Origin of the sequence: Streptomyces sp. So13.3, assembly GCF_005860785.2 — a bacterium.
In the GTDB taxonomy this organism is placed as follows: Bacteria; Actinomycetota; Actinomycetes; order Streptomycetales; family Streptomycetaceae; genus Actinacidiphila; species Actinacidiphila fildesensis.
In genome coordinates, this window is record NZ_CP048835.1 from 2,956,490 (window position 1) to 2,978,667 (window position 22,178).

21 protein-coding genes are annotated in these 22,178 nt (G+C 70.0%); 8 read left to right on the forward strand and 13 right to left on the reverse strand.

What is annotated here, in order from left to right; translation table 11 throughout:
- Window positions 1-5 precede the first annotated feature (5 nt).
- The 9 genes from C8250_RS13420 to C8250_RS13460 all read right to left on the reverse strand — a co-directional run bounded on the left by C8250_RS13420 (window position 6) and on the right by C8250_RS13460 (window position 8,251).
- A complete protein-coding gene (locus C8250_RS13420; protein WP_138356368.1) occupies window positions 6-1,328 on the reverse strand; it encodes a hypothetical protein in 1,323 nt (440 codons plus the stop codon).
- Window positions 1,329-1,558: 230 nt separating this feature from the next.
- A complete protein-coding gene (locus tag C8250_RS13425) occupies window positions 1,559-1,933 on the reverse strand; it encodes a metal-sulfur cluster assembly factor (RefSeq protein WP_138356354.1) in 375 nt (124 codons plus the stop codon).
- Window positions 1,930-2,385: a Fe-S cluster assembly sulfur transfer protein SufU gene (sufU, locus tag C8250_RS13430; protein WP_138356353.1), complete on the reverse strand. Its 456-nt coding sequence runs from the start codon at window positions 2,383-2,385 to the stop codon at window positions 1,930-1,932. The genes C8250_RS13425 and sufU overlap by 4 nt, the downstream gene beginning before the upstream one ends.
- A 10-nt stretch (window positions 2,386-2,395) precedes the next feature.
- The gene (locus C8250_RS13435) at window positions 2,396-3,652 is read right to left on the reverse strand and encodes a cysteine desulfurase (RefSeq protein ID WP_138356352.1); all 1,257 of its coding nucleotides are present in this window, start codon (window positions 3,650-3,652) and stop codon (window positions 2,396-2,398) included.
- Window positions 3,649-4,416, reverse strand: a complete 768-nt coding sequence (sufC, locus tag C8250_RS13440; RefSeq protein WP_138356351.1) for a Fe-S cluster assembly ATPase SufC — start codon at window positions 4,414-4,416, stop codon at window positions 3,649-3,651. Before sufC ends, C8250_RS13435 begins: the two co-directional genes overlap by 4 nt.
- A gap of 7 nt (window positions 4,417-4,423) precedes the next feature.
- On the reverse strand, window positions 4,424-4,762 hold the full coding sequence (locus tag C8250_RS13445; RefSeq protein ID WP_138356350.1) for a non-heme iron oxygenase ferredoxin subunit: 339 nt from the start codon (window positions 4,760-4,762) through the stop codon (window positions 4,424-4,426).
- Window positions 4,762-5,928 carry a Fe-S cluster assembly protein SufD gene (gene sufD / locus C8250_RS13450; protein ID WP_138356349.1) on the reverse strand — a complete coding sequence of 389 codons (1,167 nt, stop codon included), beginning with the start codon at window positions 5,926-5,928 and terminating at the stop codon, window positions 4,762-4,764. The genes C8250_RS13445 and sufD overlap by 1 nt, the downstream gene beginning before the upstream one ends.
- A 104-nt stretch (window positions 5,929-6,032) precedes the next feature.
- Window positions 6,033-7,454 carry a Fe-S cluster assembly protein SufB gene (gene sufB / locus C8250_RS13455; RefSeq protein ID WP_138356348.1) on the reverse strand — a complete coding sequence of 474 codons (1,422 nt, stop codon included), beginning with the start codon at window positions 7,452-7,454 and terminating at the stop codon, window positions 6,033-6,035.
- The gene (locus C8250_RS13460) at window positions 7,451-8,251 is read right to left on the reverse strand and encodes a MarR family transcriptional regulator (RefSeq protein ID WP_244809126.1); all 801 of its coding nucleotides are present in this window, start codon (window positions 8,249-8,251) and stop codon (window positions 7,451-7,453) included. Before C8250_RS13460 ends, sufB begins: the two co-directional genes overlap by 4 nt.
- 202 nt (window positions 8,252-8,453) lie before the next feature.
- Here C8250_RS13460 and C8250_RS13465 point away from each other — a divergent pair, with 202 nt between their 5' ends.
- Both C8250_RS13465 and C8250_RS13470 read left to right on the forward strand, forming a co-directional pair.
- Window positions 8,454-9,395, forward strand: coding sequence for an ABC transporter ATP-binding protein (locus tag C8250_RS13465; RefSeq protein ID WP_138356347.1), 942 nt, complete (start codon window positions 8,454-8,456; stop codon window positions 9,393-9,395).
- Window positions 9,396-9,481: 86 nt separating this feature from the next.
- Entirely contained in the window at window positions 9,482-10,198 is a 717-nt protein-coding gene (locus C8250_RS13470) for an ABC transporter permease (protein ID WP_187145279.1), read from the forward strand.
- A 21-nt stretch (window positions 10,199-10,219) separates the two neighbouring features.
- On the opposite strand, the gene C8250_RS13475 is transcribed toward C8250_RS13470, so the two are convergent.
- Window positions 10,220-11,500, reverse strand: coding sequence for a glycoside hydrolase family 55 protein (locus C8250_RS13475; RefSeq protein WP_232484795.1), 1,281 nt, complete (start codon window positions 11,498-11,500; stop codon window positions 10,220-10,222).
- Between the two features lie 100 nt (window positions 11,501-11,600).
- Between C8250_RS13475 and C8250_RS13480 the strand changes: the two genes are divergently transcribed.
- Window positions 11,601-12,590, forward strand: coding sequence for a COX15/CtaA family protein (locus C8250_RS13480; RefSeq protein ID WP_138356345.1), 990 nt, complete (start codon window positions 11,601-11,603; stop codon window positions 12,588-12,590).
- Here C8250_RS13480 and C8250_RS13485 read toward each other — a convergent pair.
- The 3 genes from C8250_RS13485 to C8250_RS13495 form a co-directional block, all read right to left on the reverse strand.
- Window positions 12,567-13,706 (reverse strand): amidohydrolase, encoded by a 1,140-nt coding sequence (locus tag C8250_RS13485; protein WP_138356344.1) that lies wholly within the window; start codon window positions 13,704-13,706, stop codon window positions 12,567-12,569. The genes C8250_RS13480 and C8250_RS13485 overlap by 24 nt on opposite strands.
- A gap of 63 nt (window positions 13,707-13,769) precedes the next feature.
- A complete protein-coding gene (locus C8250_RS13490; RefSeq protein WP_138356343.1) occupies window positions 13,770-14,129 on the reverse strand; it encodes a hypothetical protein in 360 nt (119 codons plus the stop codon).
- Window positions 14,130-14,153: 24 nt separating this feature from the next.
- Window positions 14,154-15,098 (reverse strand): heme o synthase, encoded by a 945-nt coding sequence (locus tag C8250_RS13495; protein ID WP_138356342.1) that lies wholly within the window; start codon window positions 15,096-15,098, stop codon window positions 14,154-14,156.
- Window positions 15,099-15,495: 397 nt separating this feature from the next.
- Here C8250_RS13495 and tkt point away from each other — a divergent pair, with 397 nt between their 5' ends.
- From tkt to pgl, 5 genes are read left to right on the forward strand one after another with little or no spacing between them, the layout of a single operon-like run.
- Window positions 15,496-17,583: a transketolase gene (gene tkt / locus C8250_RS13500; protein ID WP_138356341.1), complete on the forward strand. Its 2,088-nt coding sequence runs from the start codon at window positions 15,496-15,498 to the stop codon at window positions 17,581-17,583.
- Between the two features lie 35 nt (window positions 17,584-17,618).
- The gene (gene tal / locus C8250_RS13505; RefSeq protein ID WP_138356340.1) at window positions 17,619-18,737 is read left to right on the forward strand and encodes a transaldolase; all 1,119 of its coding nucleotides are present in this window, start codon (window positions 17,619-17,621) and stop codon (window positions 18,735-18,737) included.
- Between the two features lies 1 nt (window position 18,738).
- The gene (gene zwf / locus C8250_RS13510; protein ID WP_138356339.1) at window positions 18,739-20,262 is read left to right on the forward strand and encodes a glucose-6-phosphate dehydrogenase; all 1,524 of its coding nucleotides are present in this window, start codon (window positions 18,739-18,741) and stop codon (window positions 20,260-20,262) included.
- A complete protein-coding gene (gene opcA, locus C8250_RS13515; protein ID WP_138356338.1) occupies window positions 20,259-21,353 on the forward strand; it encodes a glucose-6-phosphate dehydrogenase assembly protein OpcA in 1,095 nt (364 codons plus the stop codon). Before zwf ends, opcA begins: the two co-directional genes overlap by 4 nt.
- The gene (pgl, locus tag C8250_RS13520) at window positions 21,350-22,132 is read left to right on the forward strand and encodes a 6-phosphogluconolactonase (protein ID WP_138356337.1); all 783 of its coding nucleotides are present in this window, start codon (window positions 21,350-21,352) and stop codon (window positions 22,130-22,132) included. Before opcA ends, pgl begins: the two co-directional genes overlap by 4 nt.
- The last annotated feature ends 46 nt before the right edge of the window (window positions 22,133-22,178 follow it).

The window sequence follows — 22,178 nt, forward strand, 5'->3', positions numbered from 1 at the left end:
CCGGGTCAGCTCACCGTGAACCAGGTCGCGCGGGACTTCTTCCACTCCGCGTGCGTGAGGTCCTTCGCGTCGGTGCCGTCGCCGTACAGGTCGGCCGAACCGTCGTCGGTGACGAGCTGCGCGCGGGCGCCCGGCACGGTCAGGTCCGGGACGTCCACGACGGCCTCCCAGCCGCCCGCGTCGGTGGTCGGCAACTGGACCCGCTGGACCGGGGCGTGGCCCGGGACGCCGTCCCACGAGTACAGCGCGTACGGGTCGCTGTTGTCGTCGGCGGCCCAGGAGCCGGCCACGATCAGATACTGGTCGGCGGCGTTCTTGCGGATGTCGCGGATGCTGAGGCCGCCCAGGTCGAGCTCGATCGGGGCGCCGAAGACGGCCTTGGTGCCGGTGATCACCTTGTCGATGTTGGTGACCGGCACGATCAGCGCCTTGCCGCCCGGCACGTGCGGGGCCAGCGGGGCGCGGAAGCCGATGTACGCGGTGGTGGTGCTGCCGGGCGCGAACTCCAGGCCCTCGACGTTGAACCCGTCGATCTGCTTGGGCACTTCGCCCGAGGCGGCGCCGGCCGCGAAGCCGTAGTGGTCGCCGTTGGCCTTGTCCCAGGCGATCAGGTCGGCGCGCAGGTCCTTGTACTTGCCGCCCAGCGCGAGCTGGGTGCTCGCGCCCGAGCCGGTCACCGTCGTGGTGAACAGCGTGGCGCGGTCGGGCTTGATCTCGCCGTCCTTGTTGTTGCCCAGCGAGCCGGTCCAGTAGATCGTGTTGCCGACCCGGGCCGCCGCCTCGATGTCGATCTCCTTGGAGACGCCGAGCGAGGAGCTGAAGTCCCAGGTGTGCACCGGCGCCCCGGATGCGGCGCGGTCGTACAGCCGCAGCGTGTTGGACTCGTCGTCGGCCACGACGGCGTAGCCGCCGCCGACGTCCACCGCGGCCGAGGCGTCACTCGAACCGGTGAAGTAGCGGGTGTCCGCCGCGAACTGGACCGCCGGCGAGGCCGCGTAGTGCAGCGTCTTGGTCGCGGTCTTGCCGCCGAGACCGGTGACCTTCAGCGTCAGATCGGTGTAGCCGGAGCCGTGCGCGGCCACCGCGACCCGGCGGGCCCCGCCGGTCCCCGTCACCGTGACGTCGCCCGTGCCCGCGACGGCGGACTTCGAGCTGGCCGAGGCGGCCACCGTGAGCGCCGAGGCGTCGGCGCCGCTCTGCGAGACCGTCGCGGTGACCACCGGGTCGCCGGTCGCACCGACGGCACCCGACAGGTACGCGGCGGACAGCGTGATGACCGGCGTGCCGTAGCTCGCGGCGTGCGCGGGGGCGGGAGCGGCGAGGCCCATGGCGCCCAGGGCGAGAGCCGCACCCGCGGCCAGACCGGCCCTGCGGACGGACGGGGAAACGTAAGGCTGCACGAGGAGTGCCCTTCGACGTCGCTGATGTCGTGGCAAACCCTCGGGCACGGCCGACAACGAGGGACCCCCGCAGGGCATACATCCGGCGAACAACGGCGGACGGCCCGCACGCGCGAGGCGTGCGGGCCGTCCGGTGGTACCGGTGGTGCGGTGCGTGCTCAGCCGATGTTGAAGCCGAGCGCGCGCAGCTGCTCGCGACCGTCGTCGCTGATCTTGTCCGGGCCCCACGGCGGCATCCAGACCCAGTTGATCTTGAGGTCGGCGACCAGTCCGTCGGTCGCCGAACGCGCCTGGTCCTCGATGACGTCGGTCAGCGGGCAGGCCGCCGAGGTGAGCGTCATGTCCAGCGTCGCGACGTTCGAGTCGTCGACGTGGATGCCGTAGATCAGGCCCAGGTTGACGACGTCGATGCCCAGCTCGGGGTCGACGACGTCGTACAGCGCCTCGCGGACCTCCTCCTCGGAAGCCGGCTTGGTGGTGACTGCGGACACGGCCTCGGCCTCGACCTCGGCCACTTCTGCGTTGTCGGTCATGCGGACTCCCTTTCGGACAGCGCCTGTGCGGTCGCGTCCTTCCACGCCATCCAGCTCAGCAGGGCGCACTTCACGCGCGCTGGGTACTTGGAGACACCGGCGAACGCGACAGCGTCCTCCAGCACCTCTTCCATCGCGTCGTCCGGCTCCAGCTTGCCCTTGGACTGCATCAGCTCCAGGAAGACCTCCTGGACCTTCATCGCCTCGTCCAGCTCGCGCCCGACCACCAGCTCGTTCATCACCGAGGCGCTGGCCTGGCTGATCGAGCAGCCCTGGCCCTCGTAGGAGACGTCCACGATCTTCGAGCCGTCGAGCTTGACCCGCAGCGTGATCTCGTCGCCGCACGTCGGATTGACGTGGTGCACCTCGGCGTCACCGTCGCGCAGGCCACGCCCGTGCGGGTGCTTGTAGTGGTCCAGGATCACTTCCTGGTACATCGAATCCAGCTTCACCAGTCAGCCCTCACCCGAAGAAGTTCCGTACGTGCTCCAGTCCCTCGACGAGGGCGTCTACCTCCGCGGGGGTGGAGTACAGATAGAACGACGCCCGCGTGGTCGCGGGAATTCCGTAGCGCAGGCAGACCGGGCGCGCGCAGTGGTGTCCGACGCGGACCGCGATGCCCTGTTCGTCCAGTACCTGGCCCACATCGTGCGGGTGGATGTCACCCAGCACGAACGAGATCGCGGCGCCCCGGTCCTCGGCCGTCGTCGGGCCGATGATCCGCAGGTCCGGGACCTCCAGCAGGCGCTTCACCGCGTATTCGGTGATGGCGTGCTCATGGGCCTCGATCTTGTCCATACCGATCGCGGTCAGATAGTCCACGGCCGCGCCCAGCCCGACCGCCTGCGCGATCGGCGGGGTGCCGGCCTCGAACTTGTGCGGCGCCGGGGCGTACGTCGAGGAGTGCATCGAGACGGTTTCGATCATCTCGCCGCCGCCGAGGAACGGCGGCAGGTCCTCGAGCAGCTCCTGGCGGCCCCACAGCACGCCGATGCCGGTCGGGCCGCACATCTTGTGGCCGGTGAAGGCCACGAAGTCGGCGCCGAGCGCCTGCACGTCGAGCGGCATGTGCGGCGCGGCCTGCGAGGCGTCGATGAGGACCAGTGCGCCGACGTCCTGGGCACGCCGGACGATCGCGTCGACCGGGTTGATGGTGCCCATGATGTTGGAGACCAGGGTGAACGAGACGATCTTCGTCTTCTCGGTGATCACCTGGTCGATGTCGGAGAGGTCGAGCCGGCCGTCGTCGGTCAGCCCGAACCACTTCAGCTTCGCACCGGTGCGCTGCGAGAGCAGCTGCCACGGAACGATGTTGGAGTGGTGCTCCATCTCCGTGATCACTATCTCGGTCTCGCGGTCCACCCGGTAGGGCTCGTCGGCCCACCCCAGCATGTTCGCGACGAGGTTGAGTGACTCCGAGGCGTTCTTGGTGAAGATCACCTCGTCACGGCTCGGCGCGTTGATGAACGCGGCGACCTTGTCGCGCGCGCCCTCGTAGAGCGCCGTGGCCTCCTCGGCGAGCACATGCACGCCACGGTGGACGTTGGCGTTGTGCTGCTCGTAGTACGCGTTCAGCGCGTCGAGCACCTGGCGCGGCTTCTGCGAGGTCGCAGCGTTGTCCAGGTACACGATCTTCTTGCCGTCGTGGACCATGCGGTCCAGGATCGGGAAGTCCTTGCGGATCGCCTCGGTGTCGAGGAGGCCATGCAGTGGTGTCACGCGGAAGCGCCGCCCTTCGTGCTGTATGCCTCGTAGCCCTCGTTCTCCAGCTTGTCGGCCAGCTCGGCGCCGCCGGACTCGGCGATGCGGCCGTTCGAGAAGACGTGAACGAAGTCGGGCTTGATGTAGCGCAGGATGCGGGTGTAGTGGGTGATCAGCAGCGTGCCGACCTCACCGGTCTCGCGGACGCGGTTGACGCCCTCGGAGACCTGGCGCAGCGCGTCGACGTCCAGACCGGAGTCCGTCTCGTCCAGGATCGCGATCTTCGGCTTGAGAAGCTCCAGCTGGAGGATCTCGTGGCGCTTCTTCTCACCGCCGGAGAAGCCCTCGTTGACGTTGCGCTCGGCGAAGGCCGGGTCCATCTGGAGCTGCTCCATCGCGGACTTGACCTCCTTGACCCAGGTGCGGAGCTTGGGAGCTTCGCCGCGGATCGCGGTGGCCGAGGTGCGCAGGAAGTTGGAGACCGAGACTCCGGGGACCTCGACCGGGTACTGCATGGCGAGGAACAGGCCGGCGCGGGCGCGCTCGTCGACGGTCATCGCGAGGATGTCCTCGCCGTCGAGCGTGACGGTGCCACTGGTGATCGTGTACTTCGGGTGGCCGGCCACCGAGTAGGCCAGGGTGGACTTGCCGGAGCCGTTGGGGCCCATGATGGCGTGCGTCTCGCCCTGCTTCACGGTCAGGTCGACGCCGCGGAGGATCTCGCGGGGGCCGTTCTCGGCCTCGACGGAGACGTGCAGGTCGTGGATCTCAAGCGTTGCCATGGGTGCCTCAGGACTCCTGGGTGACGGAGACGAGCACGTCGTCGCCGATGATCTTTACGGGGTATACGGGTACGGGTCGCGTCGCGGGCAGCCCGGACGGCTTGCCGGTACGCAGGTCGAAGCTGGAGCCGTGCAGCCAGCACTCGATCTGGCAGTCCTCGACCTCGCCCTCCGAGAGGGAGACGTTCGCGTGCGAGCAGATGTCGTTGATCGCGAACACCTCGCCCTCGGTGCGCACCACGGACACCGGCGTACTGCCGATCTCGACGCGCTTGGGCGTGTCGTCCTCCAGCTCGCTCAGCGAGCAGGCGATGACGAAACCTTGGGCATCCTGGGCCGTGGCCATCAGACGGACGCCTCCAGCTCCGCGTCGATCTTCGCCATCAGGCGCTCTTCGAGGTCGGGCAGACCGATCTGCTGGACGAGCTCGCCGAAGAAGCCGCGCACGACCAGCCGGCGGGCCTCGATGGTCGGGATGCCGCGGGACATGAGGTAGAAGAGCTGCTCGTCGTCGAAGCGGCCGGTCGCCGAGGCGTGGCCGGCACCGGCGATCTCGCCGGTCTCGATCTCCAGGTTCGGGACCGAGTCGACCCGCGCGCCGTCCGTGAGGATCAGGTTGCGGTTGAGCTCGTAGGTGTCGGTGCCCTCGGCGGCGGCGCGGATGAGGACGTCGCCGATCCAGATCGCGTGCGCGTCCTTGCCCTGCAGCGCGCCCTTGTACGTGACGTTGCTGCGGCAGTGCGGCGTGTCGTGGTCGATGAAGAGCCGGTGCTCCTGGTGCTGGCCCTCGTCGGTGAAGTACAGGCCGAACAGTTCGGCGTCGCCGCCCGGGGCACCGTAGATGACCCGCGGGTGCAGCCGGACCAGGTCGCCGCCGAAGGTGACGATCACGGACTTGAAGCGGGCGTCGCGGCCGACCAGCGCGGTGTGCTGGGCGACATGCACCGCACTGTCGTCCCAGTCCTGGACCGAGACGACGGTGAGCTTGGCGCCGTCGCCGATCAGGTACTCGACGTTGGCGGCGAGCGTGGCGTCACCGGTGTGGTCGATGACCACGACCGCCTCGGCGAAGGCACCGATCTCGATGACCTGGTGGCCGTAGGCGGTGCCGCCCTCGCCGTGCACAGCGATCCGGACCGGCTCGGTGAGCACGAGGTCCTTGGGGATCGAGACGACCGAGGCCTTCTCGAAGGAGCTGAACGCCTGGGCCACGACCCGGTCCGCGGGCTTGCCGGCCTTGCCGACGCGGGCGTCGGTGCGGTCCACCGTCTCGACGGTGACGCCCTCGGGGGCGGTCACGTCGACCCGGAGGCCGCCGTTCGCCTTCGCGGTGCCGTCGTGCAGGCCGCGCAGCCGCTCCAGGGGAGTGAAACGCCACTCCTCCTCGCGACCGTGCGGCACCGGGAAGTCGGCCACGTCGTAGGACGGCGCGGCGCTGACCCGGGCATCGGCGGGGTGACCCACCGTGATGGCACCTTCGGTGGTGCTGCCGGCAGGGATGTTGTCAGCCATGGCTTGTCGTACTGCTCTCTTTCTGGATGAACGTCGTCGCGTCGCTGGTGGACAGGCCGTCGGACCGTACGGGTGCGCTCGCGCACCCGTACGGTGACGTCGTACTAGCCGACGGAGCCTTCCATCTGCAGCTCGATCAGGCGGTTCAGCTCCAGCGCGTACTCCATCGGCAGCTCACGCGCGATCGGCTCAACGAAGCCGCGCACGATCATCGCCATCGCCTCGAACTCCGTCATACCGCGGCTCATCAGGTAGAAGAGCTGGTCGTCGGAGACCTTGGAGACGGTCGCCTCGTGGCCCATGGAGACATCGTCCTCACGGACGTCCACGTACGGGTACGTGTCCGAGCGGGAGATCGTGTCGACGAGCAGGGCGTCACAGAGCACGTTGGACTTGGCTCCGGCCGCGCCCTCGCCGATCTCGATGAGACCGCGGTAGGAGGTACGGCCGCCGCCACGCGCCACGGACTTGGAGACGATGTTGGACGACGTGTTCGGCGCCATGTGCACCATCTTCGCGCCGGCGTCCTGGTGCTGGCCCTCGCCCGCGAAGGCGATGGACAGGGTCTCGCCCTTGGCGTGCTCGCCCATCAGGTAGACGGCCGGGTACTTCATGGTCACCTTGGAGCCGATGTTGCCGTCGACCCACTCCATCGTGGCGCCCTCGTAGGCGACCGCGCGCTTGGTGACCAGGTTGTAGACGTTGTTCGACCAATTCTGGATGGTCGTGTAGCGGCAGCGGCCGCCCTTCTTCACGATGATCTCGACCACGGCGCTGTGCAGCGAGTCCGAGGAGTAGATCGGCGCGGTGCAGCCCTCGACGTAGTGGACGTAGGCGTCCTCGTCGACGATGATCAGCGTCCGCTCGAACTGGCCCATGTTCTCCGTGTTGATACGGAAGTAGGCCTGCAGCGGGATGTCGACATGCACGCCCTTGGGGACGTAGATGAACGATCCGCCGGACCACACGGCCGAGTTCAGCGAGGCGAACTTGTTGTCGCCCACCGGGATGACGGTGCCGAAGTACTCCTGGAACATCTCCGGGTACTGCTTCAGCGCCGTGTCGGTGTCGAGGAAGATGACGCCCTGCTCCTCCAGGTCCTCACGGATCTGGTGGTAGACGACCTCGGACTCGTACTGGGCGGCGACACCGGCGACGAGACGCTGCTTCTCGGCCTCCGGGATGCCCAGCCGGTCATAGGTGTTCTTGATGTCCTCGGGCAGGTCCTCCCAGGAAGCGGCCTGCTTCTCGGTGGAGCGCACGAAATACTTGATGTTGTCGAAATCGATGCCGCTGAGGTCCGAGCCCCAGGTCGGCATGGGCTTCTTGCCGAACAGTTTCAGACCCTTGAGCCGCAGCTTCAGCATCCACTCCGGCTCGGATTTCTTCGCGGAGATGTCGCGCACGACATCCTCGTTGATTCCACGCCGGGCGTTGGTACCGGCGGCGTCCGAGTCGGACCAGCCGAACTCGTACGTGCCCAGCCCATCGAGTTCCGGGTGCGTGGTCTCCGTGGGAGCAGTCATGCGGGGTTCCTCCCGGCCGTACTGGCGGATGCGTTATTCACTGCGGTATTGGTATTCACTGCGGTACCGGCCTGCTGTTTTTGCTGGTGTTGCGGGTGCTGCGGGATGTACGTCGTGCAGACGCCGTCGCCGTGGGCGATGGTGGCCAGCCGCTGGACGTGGGTTCCCAGCACGTGGGAGAAGACCTCGGCCTCCGCCTCGCACAGCTGCGGGAACTCCTCGGCGATGTGCGCCACCGGGCAGTGGTGCTGGCACAGCTGCTCGCCGGCGGGCTCCCGCGCGCCGGAGACGGCCGACGCACTGCGGGTGGTAGCAGCGTACCCGTCCTCACTCAAGGCCTTGGCGAGCGCCTGGGTGCGCTGGGCGGGGTCCGCCGCCTCGACGGCGGCACGGTAGCGGTCCGCCTGCTTGGCGACCCGGGCCCGGGCGAACGCGGTGACCGCGGCATCGCCCGTCTCCCCGCCGCCGGCGGACTGCGCGATCCAGCGCAGCGCGTCGGCCGCGATCTGGTCGTAGGCCTGGTCGAAGGCGTCGCGCCCGCAGTCGGTGAGCGAGAAGACCTTGGCGGGGCGTCCTCGGGTGCGTGCCCCGTAGACCCGCTGCTCACGCGGCTCGACGATGTTCTCCGCGACGAGATGGTCCAGGTGGCGGCGGACGGCGGCCTGGGTGAGGCCCAGCCGCTCCGCCAGGTCGGCGGTGGTCGAAGGACCGTGGTCCAGGATCGACCGGGCGACCCGGTTGCGGGTACTCCGCTCCCCGGTCGTCTGCTCCTCCTGGGCCGCGCCGACGTTTTTCACAACTTCATTGTTGCGTAATTCATCGGGCCCCGGCAACCCATGCCGGATTCCACTCCCGGTGGAGTTCGTCACTTAGGCAAACCTAAGTTGACCTGCGGAATTACTGAATCAAGATCTTTTCCCCGCGCATTCCGTCCGGCCGCCGGGCGTCCCGCCCCGGGCGGGTTCAGGGCACCGACCGGCGCTCCTTAGACTCACAGGCATGCGAAGCGGCAGCACCAGTCAGTCACCGGCGGTCGAGATCGCCGGCCTGGTCAAGCGGTACGGCGACAAGTCCGCGGTGGACGGTCTGGACCTGACGGTGGCGGCCGGTTCGGTGACCGCCGTGCTCGGGCCGAACGGCGCGGGCAAGACCACCACCGTCGAAACCTGTGAGGGCTACCGGCGCGCCGACGCCGGGAGCGTCCGGGTGCTGGGCCTCGACCCGGCCACCGAGGGCGCCGCCCTGCGGCCGCGCATCGGAGTGATGCTGCAGTCCGGGGGCGTGTACCCGGGGGCGCGCGCCGAGGAGATGCTGCGGCACACCGCCGCGCTGCACGCCCGCCCGGTGGATCCCGCGCTGCTCATCGAGCGGCTCGGCCTGGAGTCCTGCGGCCGCACCCCGTACCGCCGGCTGTCCGGCGGCCAGCAGCAGCGGCTCGCGCTCGCCATGGCCGTCGTCGGCCGGCCGGAACTGGTCTTCCTCGACGAGCCCACCGCCGGGCTCGACCCGCAGGCCCGCCGCGCCACCTGGGATCTCGTACGGGAGCTGCGCGCCGACGGGGTCACCGTCGTCCTCACCACCCACTTCATGGACGAGGCGGAACAGCTCGCCGACCAGGTCGTGATCATCGACCACGGCCGGTCCATCGCCCACGGCACCCCCGAGGAGCTGTGCCGGGGCGGCGCCGAGAACACCCTGCGCTTCACCGGCCGCCCCGGCCTCGACCTCGTCTCGCTGCTCAAGGCGCTGCCGGACGGCACCGCGGCGGCCGAGCTGACGCAGGGCAGCTACCGGATCGAGGGCGCCGTCGATCCCCAGCTGCTCGCCACCGTCACCTCCTGGTGCGCGCAGCACGGCGTCATGCCGGACCGGCTGGCGGTCGAGCGCCGCACCCTTGAGGACGTTTTCCTGGACCTGACCGGCAAGGAGCTGCGCGCGTGACGACGGCAGAGAACACGGCGGCGGACACCGCATCCGGGGCCGGCGGAACATTCGTTCCCGACCCGGGCGCGGCGCCGCTGTCCCGCATGATCGGCGCGCAGACGGCGTTCGAGACGAAGATGCTGCTGCGCAACGGTGAGCAGCTGCTGCTGACCGTCGTGATCCCGGCACTGCTGCTCGTCCTGTTCAGCGCCGTCCCGATCGTCGACACAGGTTCCGGCAAGGCCGTCGACTTCCTGGCTCCCGGCGTCCTGGCGCTCGCCGTGATGTCCACCGCGTTCACCGGCCAGGCCATCGCGACCGGCTTCGAGCGGCGTTACGGCGTGCTGAAGCGGCTCGGCGCCTCGCCGCTGCCGCGCTGGGCGCTGATGGCCGCGAAGACCGGCTCGGTGCTGGTCACCGAGGTGCTGCAGATCGTGCTGCTGACGGCGATCGCGTTCGCGCTGGGCTGGTCGCCGCACGGAAACCCGCTCTTCGTGGTGCTGTTGCTCGTGCTGGGCACCGCCGCCTTCTCCGGGCTCGGCCTGCTGATGGCCGGCACCCTCAAGGCGGAGGCGACGCTCGCCGCCGCGAACCTCGTCTTCCTGCTGCTGCTGGTCGGCGGCGGGATCATCGTGCCGCTGGACAGGTTCCCGGGCGCGGCGCAGGACGTGCTGCGGCTGCTGCCGGTCTCCGCCCTGTCCGACGGCCTGCGCGACGTGCTGCGGGACGGCGCGGGCATGCCCTGGGGCAATCTCGCGATCCTGCTGGTGTGGGCGGTCGTGGGGCTCGGCGCGGCGGCGCGCTTCTTCAAGTGGGAGTGACGGGCCCGCCGGAAGGGCTCCTCAGCCCGGCATGATGCAGTCGACGAAGCGGGCGAACTTCTTGTCGTGCGAGCCCGCGGCGACGAACGCGTCCGCGGCGTGGTCCACGATCCGGCACATGTCGTAGCGGACGCTGGTCGGCAGCTGCGCACCGGCCGTGGGCCGGTACTGGTGGGCCCCGGAGAGCTGGCACATGTCGTACCGCACCAGCGGGCCGCTCGCGCCGATGTTGTAGCGGTGCGCGGTGAGGCCGTCCGAGTACTGCTTGTACGACTGGGACGTGTCGTCGCAGTCGTTGAAGTGGACCGTGCCGCTGTTCCACTCGCAGTCGATGACCACGACCGCGGGGTCGCGTATCTCGAAGCGGATGTCCTCGGCGTGGAAGCGCTGCACGGAGTCGAAGTGCGAGGCGCGCGGGAAACGGAAGAAGGCGCTCTCGAACCCGTACTCCGGATGGGGCGTGGGGCGGCGGCCGGTGATGATGTAGCTGCCGCTGCGGCAGGTGATCGAGCCCCCGTAGGGGAACTCCAGGAAGTTGCCCCAGTCGTAGGTGACCGTCATGTCGGTGAACCAGTAGTTGAGGAACTGGTCCTGCTGCTCGCGCTTCTCCGACCGCTTGGAGAGCCCGGAGTACAGGAACGCCTTGCGGTAGGCGCCGCCCACCCGGCAGGCCTCCCAGCGCATCTCCGAGTTGTTGTTGCTGCCGTCCAGGGCGAGGCCGTACTCCCACTCCCCCATCCACTCGCACTCGGAGAAGCGGTAGTTCTGGGCCCAGCCGGTGGAGTACGAGGAGAAGAACGAGGCGCCGGGCGTGCCCGAGGTGAAGCGCAGCCCCTCGAACGAGATGTTGCTCCACATGTTGTTGTTGCGGCACAGGTAGGCGTCCTTGGCCGACTTCGGCGCGAAGACGATCTCGCTGATCCGCATCCCGGCGCCCCGGAACCGCAGGCCGCTCGCGCGCTTGTCCGCCTTGTCGCCGGCGAGCAGCGCGCCCGGCTTCGTGACCAGGTACACCCCCGGCGGCACGTCGATCACGGTGTGCCCCACACCGCCCGAGATCCGCGACTCGGCGTACGCGTACGCGGCGGCGAAGGCCGCGCTGTCGTCCGTCTTTCCGTCGCCCTTGGCCCCGAAGTCCGCCATGACGTCCGCCACACCGGGACGGTCGGCGTTCCCCGACGCCGCCGCGGGCGCGTTCCACTCCCCGCTCGCGTATCCCGCGATGCCCGCCCCCGCGACCACCGCGGCGCCCCCGTAGAGCATTCTCCGCCGGTTGACCGAACCGCTCTTGTCGGTTGTCATATTTCCCCCAGTCGCGGTTTCTCCGCTCGATGTTAAGTGTGCCGGGCGCCTCCTGACCCCCTCGTGAAAAGTTGCACAAGCTGCCGCTTACGATGGGCGCGTGCCGAAGTTGCCCGAAGTCGCCCGTAATCCGCTCGCCCGCATCGCCCGCCGCTGGACCCCGTCCCCGGTGACGGTCCAGCGGGCCTGCGCGGCCGCCCTCGCGATGGCCGTGGTCATCGTGGTGACCGGCGGCGCGGTGCGGCTGACCAGCTCGGGGCTCGGCTGCCCGACCTGGCCCAAGTGCACCGACCAGAGCCTGACGGCCACCAGCGAGATGGGCTTCCACGGCGCCATCGAGTTCACCAACCGGATGCTGACGTACGTGCTGTGCGCGGCGGTCGGCTGGGCGATCATCGCGGTGCGCTCGCAGAAGCCGTGGCGGCGCAGCCTGACCCGGCTCGGCTGGGCCCAGTTCTGGGTGGTCATGGGCAACGCGGTACTCGGCGGCATCACGGTGCTGACCGGCCTCAACCCTTATGTCGTCTCGGGGCACTTCCTGCTCTCCAGCGCGCTGATCACGGTCGCCGTGGTGACCTGGCAGCGGGCCCGCGAGGGCGACGGGGCGGCGCGCCCGCTGGTGGGCCGGCCGGTGCAGCAGCTGGCCTGGGTGCTGACCGTCGGCTGCGCGCTGCTGATCGCGGTGGGCACCGTCGTGACCGGCGCCGGGCCGCACGCGGGCGACTCCACCGAGGTGCACCGCATCCCCATCGACTGGAAGACCGTCGCGCAGCTGCACGCCGACCTCGCCTGGGTCGTGGTGGCCCTCACGCTCGCGCTGTGGTTCGTGCTGCGCGCCGTGGACGCGCCGGCCGGGCCGAAGGCCCGTACCCGGGACCTGTTCCTCGTCCTGCTGGCGCAGGGCGTCATCGGCTATGTGCAGTACTTCACGCACCTGCCGGAGGTGCTGGTCGGGCTGCACATGCTCGGCTCGGCACTGATCTGGATCGGGGTGCTGCGGGTCGCGCTGTCGATGCGCGAGCGCCCGTCGGCGCAGCCCGGCATCCCGGGCCCGGCGCAGTCCGGCTCAGCGCTCGCGTCCACGGCCTGACCCGGCGCGGTCCGCGTGCCGCTCCAGTCCGTAGACCCGCCGCGCGTTCCCCGCGACGATCATGCCCGCGACGCGCCGCGCGTCGGACGGCGTCCAGGCACCGTCGGCCACCCGGTCGGTGAGCAGCCGCTCCAGCGCCTCGCGGAAGAACCGGACCCCGGTCACGTACAGCTCGGGCAGCGCGTACGCCCCGGTCGAGAAGAGCACCTTGCCGAAGGGCGCCAGTTCCAGCGTCCCGGCCAGCGCCGGGGCCGCCGGCGCGGAGCCGATGTCCGTGTAGACGTGCGCGAACGCGGCCGCCAGCCGGGCGACCGGCCGGTGGTTCGGGAATCCCCGTAAGAGCACCACGTCGGTGCCGAGACCCGCGGTGGCGCGCAGAAAGCCGGTGAGCCGCAGCGGGTCGGCGCCCGCGGGGCCGCGGATCTGCAACGGCAGACCGGTCGCGACGGCGTTCCACACCAGATGGCGCAGCAGCACCGGATCGTCGAGCGGTTCGCCGGCCGTACGACCCGCCAGCCAGGCGCCGGCCGCGCGCCGTACCAGGCGGGCGTCGGGCGGCCCGGCCGGGAAGCCGGGCGGACAGGTGTCGGCCACCGAGAACGCGACGGCCGTCCGGGCCGCTCCGTGCACCGCCTCGGCGACATTGGTGAGGAACGCACCCGTGGTCCCCGAGGTGTCGGCGACCTGCTGCGCCAGCGGTTCCAGCCGGACGATCTCGTACGCCGCGGCGGCCGCGGCCGCGCCCAGTTCCTTGGGCGAGGTGAGGTCGGGGGCCTGTGCGGCGGGCATCGGACCGGCGGCGCCGTCCCAGGCCCCGGCTCCCACGGCGGCGTCCACCAGATGGGCGCCGATCCCGGTGCCCCGCAACAGCAGCCGGGTGGCCTCGTACGCGCCCAGCTCCCGGCGTCCTGCCAGGTAGTGCGCGGGGGTGCAGTGCGGTTCCAGTCCGAGGAGGGGCGGGCACCAGCGGCGCACGGCGAAGCCGGCGGGACTGTCGAAGAGCGTGGTGCCGGGCGCGGCGGCCCCCGTGAGGAGCGCCTCGAACGAGCCGAGGCCCAGCTCCCCGGGGACGACCCCGTGGCAGTGCGCGTCCACCCAAGGTGGCAGCTCCAGCATCACTGACTCCTCGCACCGCCGGCCGGGACCGTTTCCCATGGTCCCTAACGGGCGGGCGGGGCGTCAGGTGTTGCTGGGACCGCCGATCTGGATTCCGGCCATTCGCGACCATTCGTACGGGCCGGTGCGCACCTTGGCGGCGAATTCGCCGTCGAAGTCCTCGTGGACGGTGACTCCGGCGCGCTCGACGGCCGCGACGGCCATGGCGTACGTCGGGGCCACCAGGTCGCCCCATTCGCCGTTCTCGCCGACGAGGACGATCCGGGCGCCGATCTCACCGATGTAGGCGATGTTCGCCTCGGCGCCGCCGCCGTGGCTCTTGGCGAAGGCACCGATCTGCTTCGCCAGCCTGGCGGTGCGGCGCTCGGCGCGCGGGTCCGCCTTCGGAGTCTCTTCCACGGTGTTCTGCGCGGTCTCAGCCATGAGGCAGATGCTACCCGTCGGTAATCAGTGAAGGAAAGGATCCACGGCCACGACGACGAAGAGCAGCGACAGATAGGTGATGGACCAGTGGAACAGCCGCATCTCCTTGAGCTTCGCGCCGCTGACCCCGGCCTTCGCCCGGCTGTGGAGGCCGTGCGCCTCCTTGAGCCACATCGCGCCGAGCAGCACCGCGGCCACCGGGTACAGCCAGGAGGTCTCGCCCAGCGGCCACCACAGGGCCAGCGAGACGATCACCATGGCCCAGCTGTAGATGACGATCTGCCGCGCGACCACCAGGTTGCCGGCCACGACCGGCAGCATCGGCACGCCCACCCGCTCGTAGTCGTCCTTGACCTTCATCGACAGCGGCCAGTAGTGCGGCGGCGTCCACAGGAAGATCACCAGGAAGAGGACCAGAGCGGCCCACGAGACGGAGTTCGTGACCGCGGACCAGCCGATGAACACCGGCATGCAGCCCGCGATGCCGCCCCACACGATGTTCTGCGCGGTGCGGCGCTTGAGGCCGAGCGTGTACACGAAGACATAGAAGAGGATGGCCGTCAGCGACAGCGCCGCCGAGAGCGTGTTGACCAGGACCGCGAACCAGACGGTGGAGACCACCGAGAGCGTGATGCCGAAGATCAGCCCCTCGCGCGGCGACACCATGCCGGTGACCAGCGGACGCTGCTCGGTGCGGTGCATCAGCGCGTCGATGTCGCGGTCGATGTACATGTTGAGCGCGTTGGCACCGCCCGCCGACAGATAGCCGCCCACGACGGTCGTCAGCACCAGCCACAGATCGGGGACGCCACCCGCCGCCAGGAACATCACCGGAACGGTCGTGATGAGCAGCAGTTCGATAATGCGTGGCTTGGTCAGCGCCACGAACGCCATGACACGAGCCGCGAACGGCCGCTGTCCGGTGCTCGTCCCGATGACCCCTGCGGGTCGGGATTCGACGGCCGTCACAAACACCCCTGGAGAGGATTAAGTCCAGCAAGTCCCGGTCCCAGACGTGAAGGTCCGGTAAGTCCTTGCGCGTACCACGCCACTGTAGACGTACGGAATACTCCGCCTGCCCCGGGGGGTGACCCGTGTTGCCGCCCGTCCTTCGCCAGGTGTTCAGGAGGCGAACGCGGCCGGGCCGGGGCAGGCTGTCAGTATCCCGGCATGCCGGGAATGGCCCAGCCACGGTCCTGGTTGCCCGGAGTGCCGCCGGGAACGCTGCCCGGAGCCGCGCTCCGGGTGTCGTCCCGAGGGTCGAACGCTCGAAAAGGTGCACGCGCCTGCGGCGGTAGGCTCGACAACGCCGGGTAGGCGCCACGTCACCGGCATTTCGACATGTGGAGAGGAGCCCTGAACCAGGGTGAGCAGCAAGCCGACCACCACAGACCTTGAGTGGACCGATCTGGACAAGCGGGCCGTTGATACCGCTCGTGTCCTGGCCATGGATTCCGTGCAGAAGGTCGGCAACGGCCATCCCGGCACGGCCATGAGCCTCGCGCCCGCCGCGTACCTGTTGTTCCAGAAGCTGATGCGGCACGATCCGTCGGATCCCGACTGGACCGGCCGTGACCGCTTCGTCCTCTCGGCCGGGCACTCCAGCCTGACGCTCTACACCCAGCTCTACCTTTCCGGGTATGGCCTGGAACTGGACGATCTGAAGGCGTTCCGCACCTGGGGCAGCAAGACCCCCGGCCACCCGGAGCACGGCCACACGGTCGGCGTGGAGACCACGACCGGTCCGCTCGGCCAGGGCATCGCCAACGGCGTCGGCATGGCCATGGCGGCCCGCTACGAGCGCGGCCTGTTCGACCCGGACGCGGCGGCGGGCACCTCCCCGTTCGACCACACCATCTGGGTCATCGCCGGCGACGGCTGCCTGCAGGAGGGTGTCTCCGCCGAGGCGTCCTCGCTCGCCGGGCACCAGAAGCTCGGCAACCTCGTGCTGCTGTGGGACGACAACCACATCTCCATCGAGGGCGACACCGAGACGGCCGTCAGCGAGGACACCCTCAAGCGCTACGAGGCGTACGGCTGGCACGTCCAGCGCGTCGAGCAGCTGCCCGACGGCGACCTGGACCCGAAGGCCCTGTACAAGGCGCTGAAGGCGGCCCAGGCCGAGACCTCGCGGCCCTCGTTCATCGCGGCCCGCTCGATCATCGCCTGGCCGGCCCCGCACGCGCAGAACACCGAGGCCGCGCACGGCTCGGCGCTGGGTGACGCGGAGGTCGCCGCGACCAAGAAGGTGCTGGGCTTCGACCCGGCGAAGACCTTCGAGGTCGACGACGCGGTGCTGTCGCACGCCCGTGAGGTGGCCGACCGCGGCCGCGAGGCGCACGCCGTCTGGAACAAGCAGTTCCAGGAGTGGCGCGACGCCAACCCGGAGCGCTCGGCCGACTTCGACCGGATCGCCGCGGGCGAGCTGCCCGACGGCTGGGAGAAGGCACTGCCGTCCTTCGAGACCGGCAATAGCCTCGCGACCCGTGCCGCCTCCGGCAAGGTCCTGCAGGCGCTCGGCGCGGTCGTACCGGAGCTGTGGGGCGGCTCGGCCGACCTCGCGGGCTCCAACAACACCACGATCGACAGCGGCTCGTCCTTCCTACCGGTGGGCAACCCGCTGCCGGGCGCCGACCCGTACGGCCGCACGGTGCACTACGGCATCCGCGAGCACGCCATGGGCTCGACGATGAACGGCATCGCGCTGCACGGCAACACCCGCATCTACGGCGGCACCTTCCTGGTGTTCTCCGACTACATGCGCCCCGCCGTGCGACTGGCCGCGCTCATGCAGCTGCCCGTCACGTACGTGTGGACGCACGACTCCGTCGGCCTCGGCGAGGACGGCCCGACGCACCAGCCGGTCGAGCACCTGGCCGTGCTGCGCGCGATCCCGGGCCTGAACATCGTCCGTCCGGCCGACGCCAACGAGACGGCGATCGTCTGGCGCGAGATCCTCAAGCGCCACGACTCCAAGCCCGCTCCGCACGGCCTGGCGCTCACCCGCCAGGGTGTGCCCACGTACGCGCCGAACGAGCACGCGGCCAAGGGCGGCTACGTGCTGTTCGACTCCGAGGGCGGCCGTCCGCAGGTCATCCTCATCGCCACCGGCTCCGAGGTGCAGCTGGCCGTCGAGGCCCGCGACGCGCTGCAGGCCGACGGGATCCCGACGCGGGTCGTCTCGATGCCGTCCGTCGAGTGGTTCGAGGAGCAGGACATGGCGTACCGCGACAGCGTGCTGCTCCCGGACGTCCACGCCCGGGTCGCCGTCGAGGCCGGTATCGGCCTGACGTGGCACCGCTACATCGGCGCCCAGGGCCGGATCATCAGCCTGGAGCACTTCGGTGCCTCGGCCGATGCCAAGGTCCTCTTCCGTGAGTTCGGCTTCACCGCCGAAGCCGTCGCCAATGCCGCCCGGGAATCCCTCGACGCCGTCGACAAGGCAACCCGCTGACGACCCGCACCCGACCAGTAGGAGATGTAATTTCCATGACAGACGCACTCAAGCGCCTCTCCGACGAAGGCGTCGCGATCTGGCTGGACGACCTGTCCCGCAAGCGGATCACGTCCGGGAACCTGGCCGAGCTGATCGACCAGCAGCACGTCGTGGGCGTCACCACCAACCCGTCGATCTTCCAGAAGGCGATCGTCGGCGGCGAGGGCTACGAGAGCCAGCTCACCGACCTCGCGGTCCGCAAGGTCACGGTCGAAGAGGCCATCCGGATGGTCACCACGGCGGACGTCCGCGACGCCGCCGACATCCTGCGGCCGGTCTTCGACCGCACCGAGGGCCAGGACGGCCGGGTCTCCATCGAGGTGGACCCGCGGCTGGCGCACAGCACCGCGGCCACCATCGCCGAGGCCAAGCAGCTCGCCTGGCTCGTCGACCGGCCGAACACCCTCATCAAGATCCCGGCGACCAAGGCCGGCCTGCCGGCGATCACCGAGGTCATCGGCCGGGGCATCAGCGTGAACGTGACGCTGATCTTCTCGCTGGCCCGCTACCGCGAGGTCATGGACGCCTACCTGGCGGGGCTGGAGAAGGCCAAGGCCGCCGGCCTGGAGCTCGCGAAGATCCACTCGGTCGCGTCCTTCTTCGTCTCCCGGGTCGACTCCGAGATCGACAAGCGCCTCGACAAGCTCGGCAGCGACCAGGCGAAGGCGCTCAAGGGCAAGGCCGCGCTGGCCAACGCCCGGCTCGCCTACCAGGCGTACGAGGAGGTCTTCACCTCGGACCGCTGGAACGCGCTGGAGAAGTCGGGCGCGAACAAGCAGCGTCCGCTGTGGGCCTCGACCGGTGTCAAGGACCCGGCCTACCCGGACACGCTCTACGTGACCGAGCTGGTCGCCCCGAACACCGTCAACACCATGCCGGAAGCCACCATGGAGGCCACCGCCGACCACGGCGAGGTCACCGGCGACACCATCCGCGGCACGTACGAGCAGGCCCAGGCCGAGCTCGACGCGCTGGCGGCTCTCGGTATCTCGTACGACGACGTGGTGCAGTTGCTCGAGGACGAGGGCGTCGAGAAGTTCGAGGCCTCCTGGAACGAGCTGCTGGACTCCACCTCGGCGGTACTCAAGCGTCTGACGCCCGTGGAGGCATGAGTTGACCAGCAGCAATCCGCTGCGTGACGCACAGGACCGGCGGCTCCCGCGTATCGCGGGGCCGTCCGGCCTGGTCATTTTCGGCGTCACGGGCGATTTGTCCCGTAAAAAGTTGATGCCTGCCGTGTACGACCTCGCCAACCGCGGTCTGCTGCCACCGGGCTTCGCGCTCATCGGCTTCGCCCGCCGGAGCTGGGAGGACGAGGACTTCGCCCAGGAGGTCCACGACGCGGTCAAGGAGCACGCCCGCACCCCCTTCCGCGAGGAGGTCTGGCAGCAGCTCGCCGAAGGCTGCCGCTTCGTTCAGGGCGAGTTCGACGACGACACCGCCTTCGAGAAGCTGAAGTCGACGATCGACGAGCTCGACAAGGCGCGCGGCACCGGCGGCAACTTCGCCTTCTACCTCTCCGTACCGCCGAAGTTCTTCCCCAACGTCGTGCAGCAGCTCAAGAAGCACGGCCTGTCCGAGGGACAGGGCGAGTCCTGGCGGCGCGCGGTCATCGAGAAGCCGTTCGGCCACAACCTGGAGAGCGCGCAGGAGCTCAACCAGCTGGTGCACGACGTCTTCCCGCCCAACGAGGTCTTCAGGATCGACCACTACCTGGGCAAGGAGACCGTCCAGAACATCCTGGCGCTGCGCTTCGCCAACACGATGTTCGAGCCGATCTGGAACCGGTCGTACGTCGACCATGTCCAGATCACGATGGCCGAGGACATCGGCATCGGCGGCCGGGCCGGGTACTACGACGGCATCGGCGCGGCCCGTGACGTCATCCAGAACCACCTGCTGCAGCTGCTCGCGCTGACGGCGATGGAGGAGCCCGGCTCCTTCCACCCGAAGGCCCTGGTCGCCGAGAAGCTCAAGGTGCTCGGCGCCGTGGAGCTGCCCAAGGACCTGGGCGCGCACACGGTACGCGGCCAGTACGCGCACGCCTGGCAGGGCGGCGAGGAGGTCGTGGGGTACCTGGAGGAAGACGGCATCGACCCCAGGTCGAAGACCGACACCTTCGCGGCGGTCAAGCTGGAGATCAACAACCGCCGCTGGGCCGGGGTCCCCTTCTACCTGCGCACCGGCAAGCGGCTCGGCCGCCGGGTCACCGAGATCGCGGTGGTCTTCAAGCGGGCCCCGTATCTGCCCTTCGAAGCCGGATCCACCGAGGAGCTGGGGCAGAACGCCCTGGTCATCCGGGTGCAGCCGGACGAGGGCGTGACGGTGCGCTTCGGCTCGAAGGTGCCCGGCACCTCGATGGAGGTCCGGGACGTGACGATGGACTTCGCCTACGGCGAGTCCTTCACCGAGTCCAGCCCCGAGGCGTACGAGCGGCTCATCCTCGATGTGCTGCTCGGCGATGCCAACCTCTTCCCCCGCCACCAGGAGGTCGAGCTGTCCTGGAACATCCTCGACCCGATCGAGAAGTACTGGGACACGCACGGCAAGCCCGCCCAGTACGCCTCGGGCACCTGGGGACCGGCGGAGGCCGACGAGATGCTCGCACGAGACGGTAGGAGCTGGCGCCGGCCATGAGGATCGATCTGACGGACACCACGTCGTCCCGAATCAACGCCGGGCTCATCGAGGCCCGCCGCGCCATCGGCACTCCGGCCGTCGGCATGGTGCTCACCCTGGTCATCGTCACCGACGAGGGCAGCGCCTACGACGCCCTCAAGGCGGCCAGTGACGCGTCGCGGGAGCACCCGTCCCGGATCCTGGCCGTCATCAAGCGGCCCGGCCGTTCACCGCGCGACCGCGCGATGGCGCGGCTGGACGCCGAGGTGCTGGTCGGCTCCGACTCGGGCACCGGTGAGACCGTCGTGCTGCGCATGCACGGCGAGCTCGCCAACCACGCCGAGTCCGTGGTGCTGCCGCTGCTGCTGCCGGACGCCCCGGTGGTGGTGTGGTGGCCGGAGGAGTCGCCGGACAAGCCCGCCGAGGACCCGCTGGGACGGCTCGCGCAGCGCCGGATCACGGACGCCGCGGCGGCCGAGGACCCGGTGATCGCGCTCGGCGAGCGCGCCGCGGCGTACGCGCCCGGCGACACCGACCTGGCGTGGACCCGGATCACGCCGTGGCGCAGCATGCTGGCCGCGGCTCTGGACCAGAAGCACTCCAGGATCGCCTCCGCGACCGTGGAGGGCGAGGCCTACAACCCGAGCACCGAACTGCTCGCGCTGTGGCTCGCCGACCGGCTGAAGATCTCGGTGGAGCGCAAGGTCTCCGACGGACCCGGTATCACCGGGGTCCAGCTGGTCACCGCCGACGGCGAGATCCGGCTGGACCGGGCCGACGGCCTGCTGGCCGAGCTGGCCATGCCGGGGCAGCCGGACCGTCATGTGGCGCTCAAGCGGCGCGAGACCTCGGAGCTGATCGCCGAGGAGCTGCGGCGGCTGGACCCGGACGACATCTACCGGTCGACGGTGAAGTTCGGGGTCGGCCGGCTGACCGACTCCGGTCCGCAGGACTCGGAGGAGCCCGTCGGGACGATCGAGGTGATCACCCCGGCCAAGGACGCCAAGCCGGCCGGGACCGCCGCGGCCAAGTCGGCGGCCAAGGCTCCCGCCAAGAAGGCCGCGCCGGCGAAGAAGGCGGCGACGGGCAAGCGGACGAGCTCCACATGAGCACCCCGCAGGTCGTCGTCCACCGCGACAAGGAGCTGATGGCGAAGGCCGCGGCGGCCCGGCTGATCACGAAGATCGTGGACGCCCAGGCCGCCCGCGGCTCCGCCTCGGTGGTGCTGACGGGCGGGCGCAACGGCAACGCGCTGCTCGCCGCCCTGGCCGGGTCCCCGGCGCGGGACGCGGTGGACTGGGCGCGGCTGGACCTGTGGTGGGGCGACGAGCGGTTCGAACGGGAGGGTGATCCCGAGCGCAATGTCACCCAGGCCCGGGAGATCCTGCTCGACTCGGTGCCGGTCGATCCGGCGCGGGTGCACGCCATGCCCGCGTCCGACGGTACCCACGGCCGTGACGTCGACGCCGCGGCGGCCGGCTACGCGGCCGAGCTCGCCAGGGCGTCCGGGCCGGAGGACCACGGCCCGGTGCCGACGTTCGACGTGCTGATGCTGGGGGTGGGACCCGACACGCATGTCGCGTCGCTCTTCCCCGAGCACCCGGCGGTGCGGGAGACGGAGCGGACGGTGGTGGGGGTGCACGGAGCGCCCAAGCCGCCGCCGACCCGGATCTCGCTGACCCTTCCGGCGATCCGCTCGGCGCGCGAGGTGTGGCTGCTCGCGGCGGGCGAGGACAAGGCCAACGCGGTCGCGATGGCGTTGTCCGGCGCGGGCGAGATCCAGGCGCCGGCGGCCGGAGCACGCGGCCGCCGCCGCACGCTGTGGCTGCTGGACCGGACCGCGGCGGCGAAGCTGCCACCGCAGCTGTACCCGCCGTCTTCGGCCTAGCGGTCTCTCGGGCGTGGCGGACGGCCGCCGGCCGGGCTGGACATCA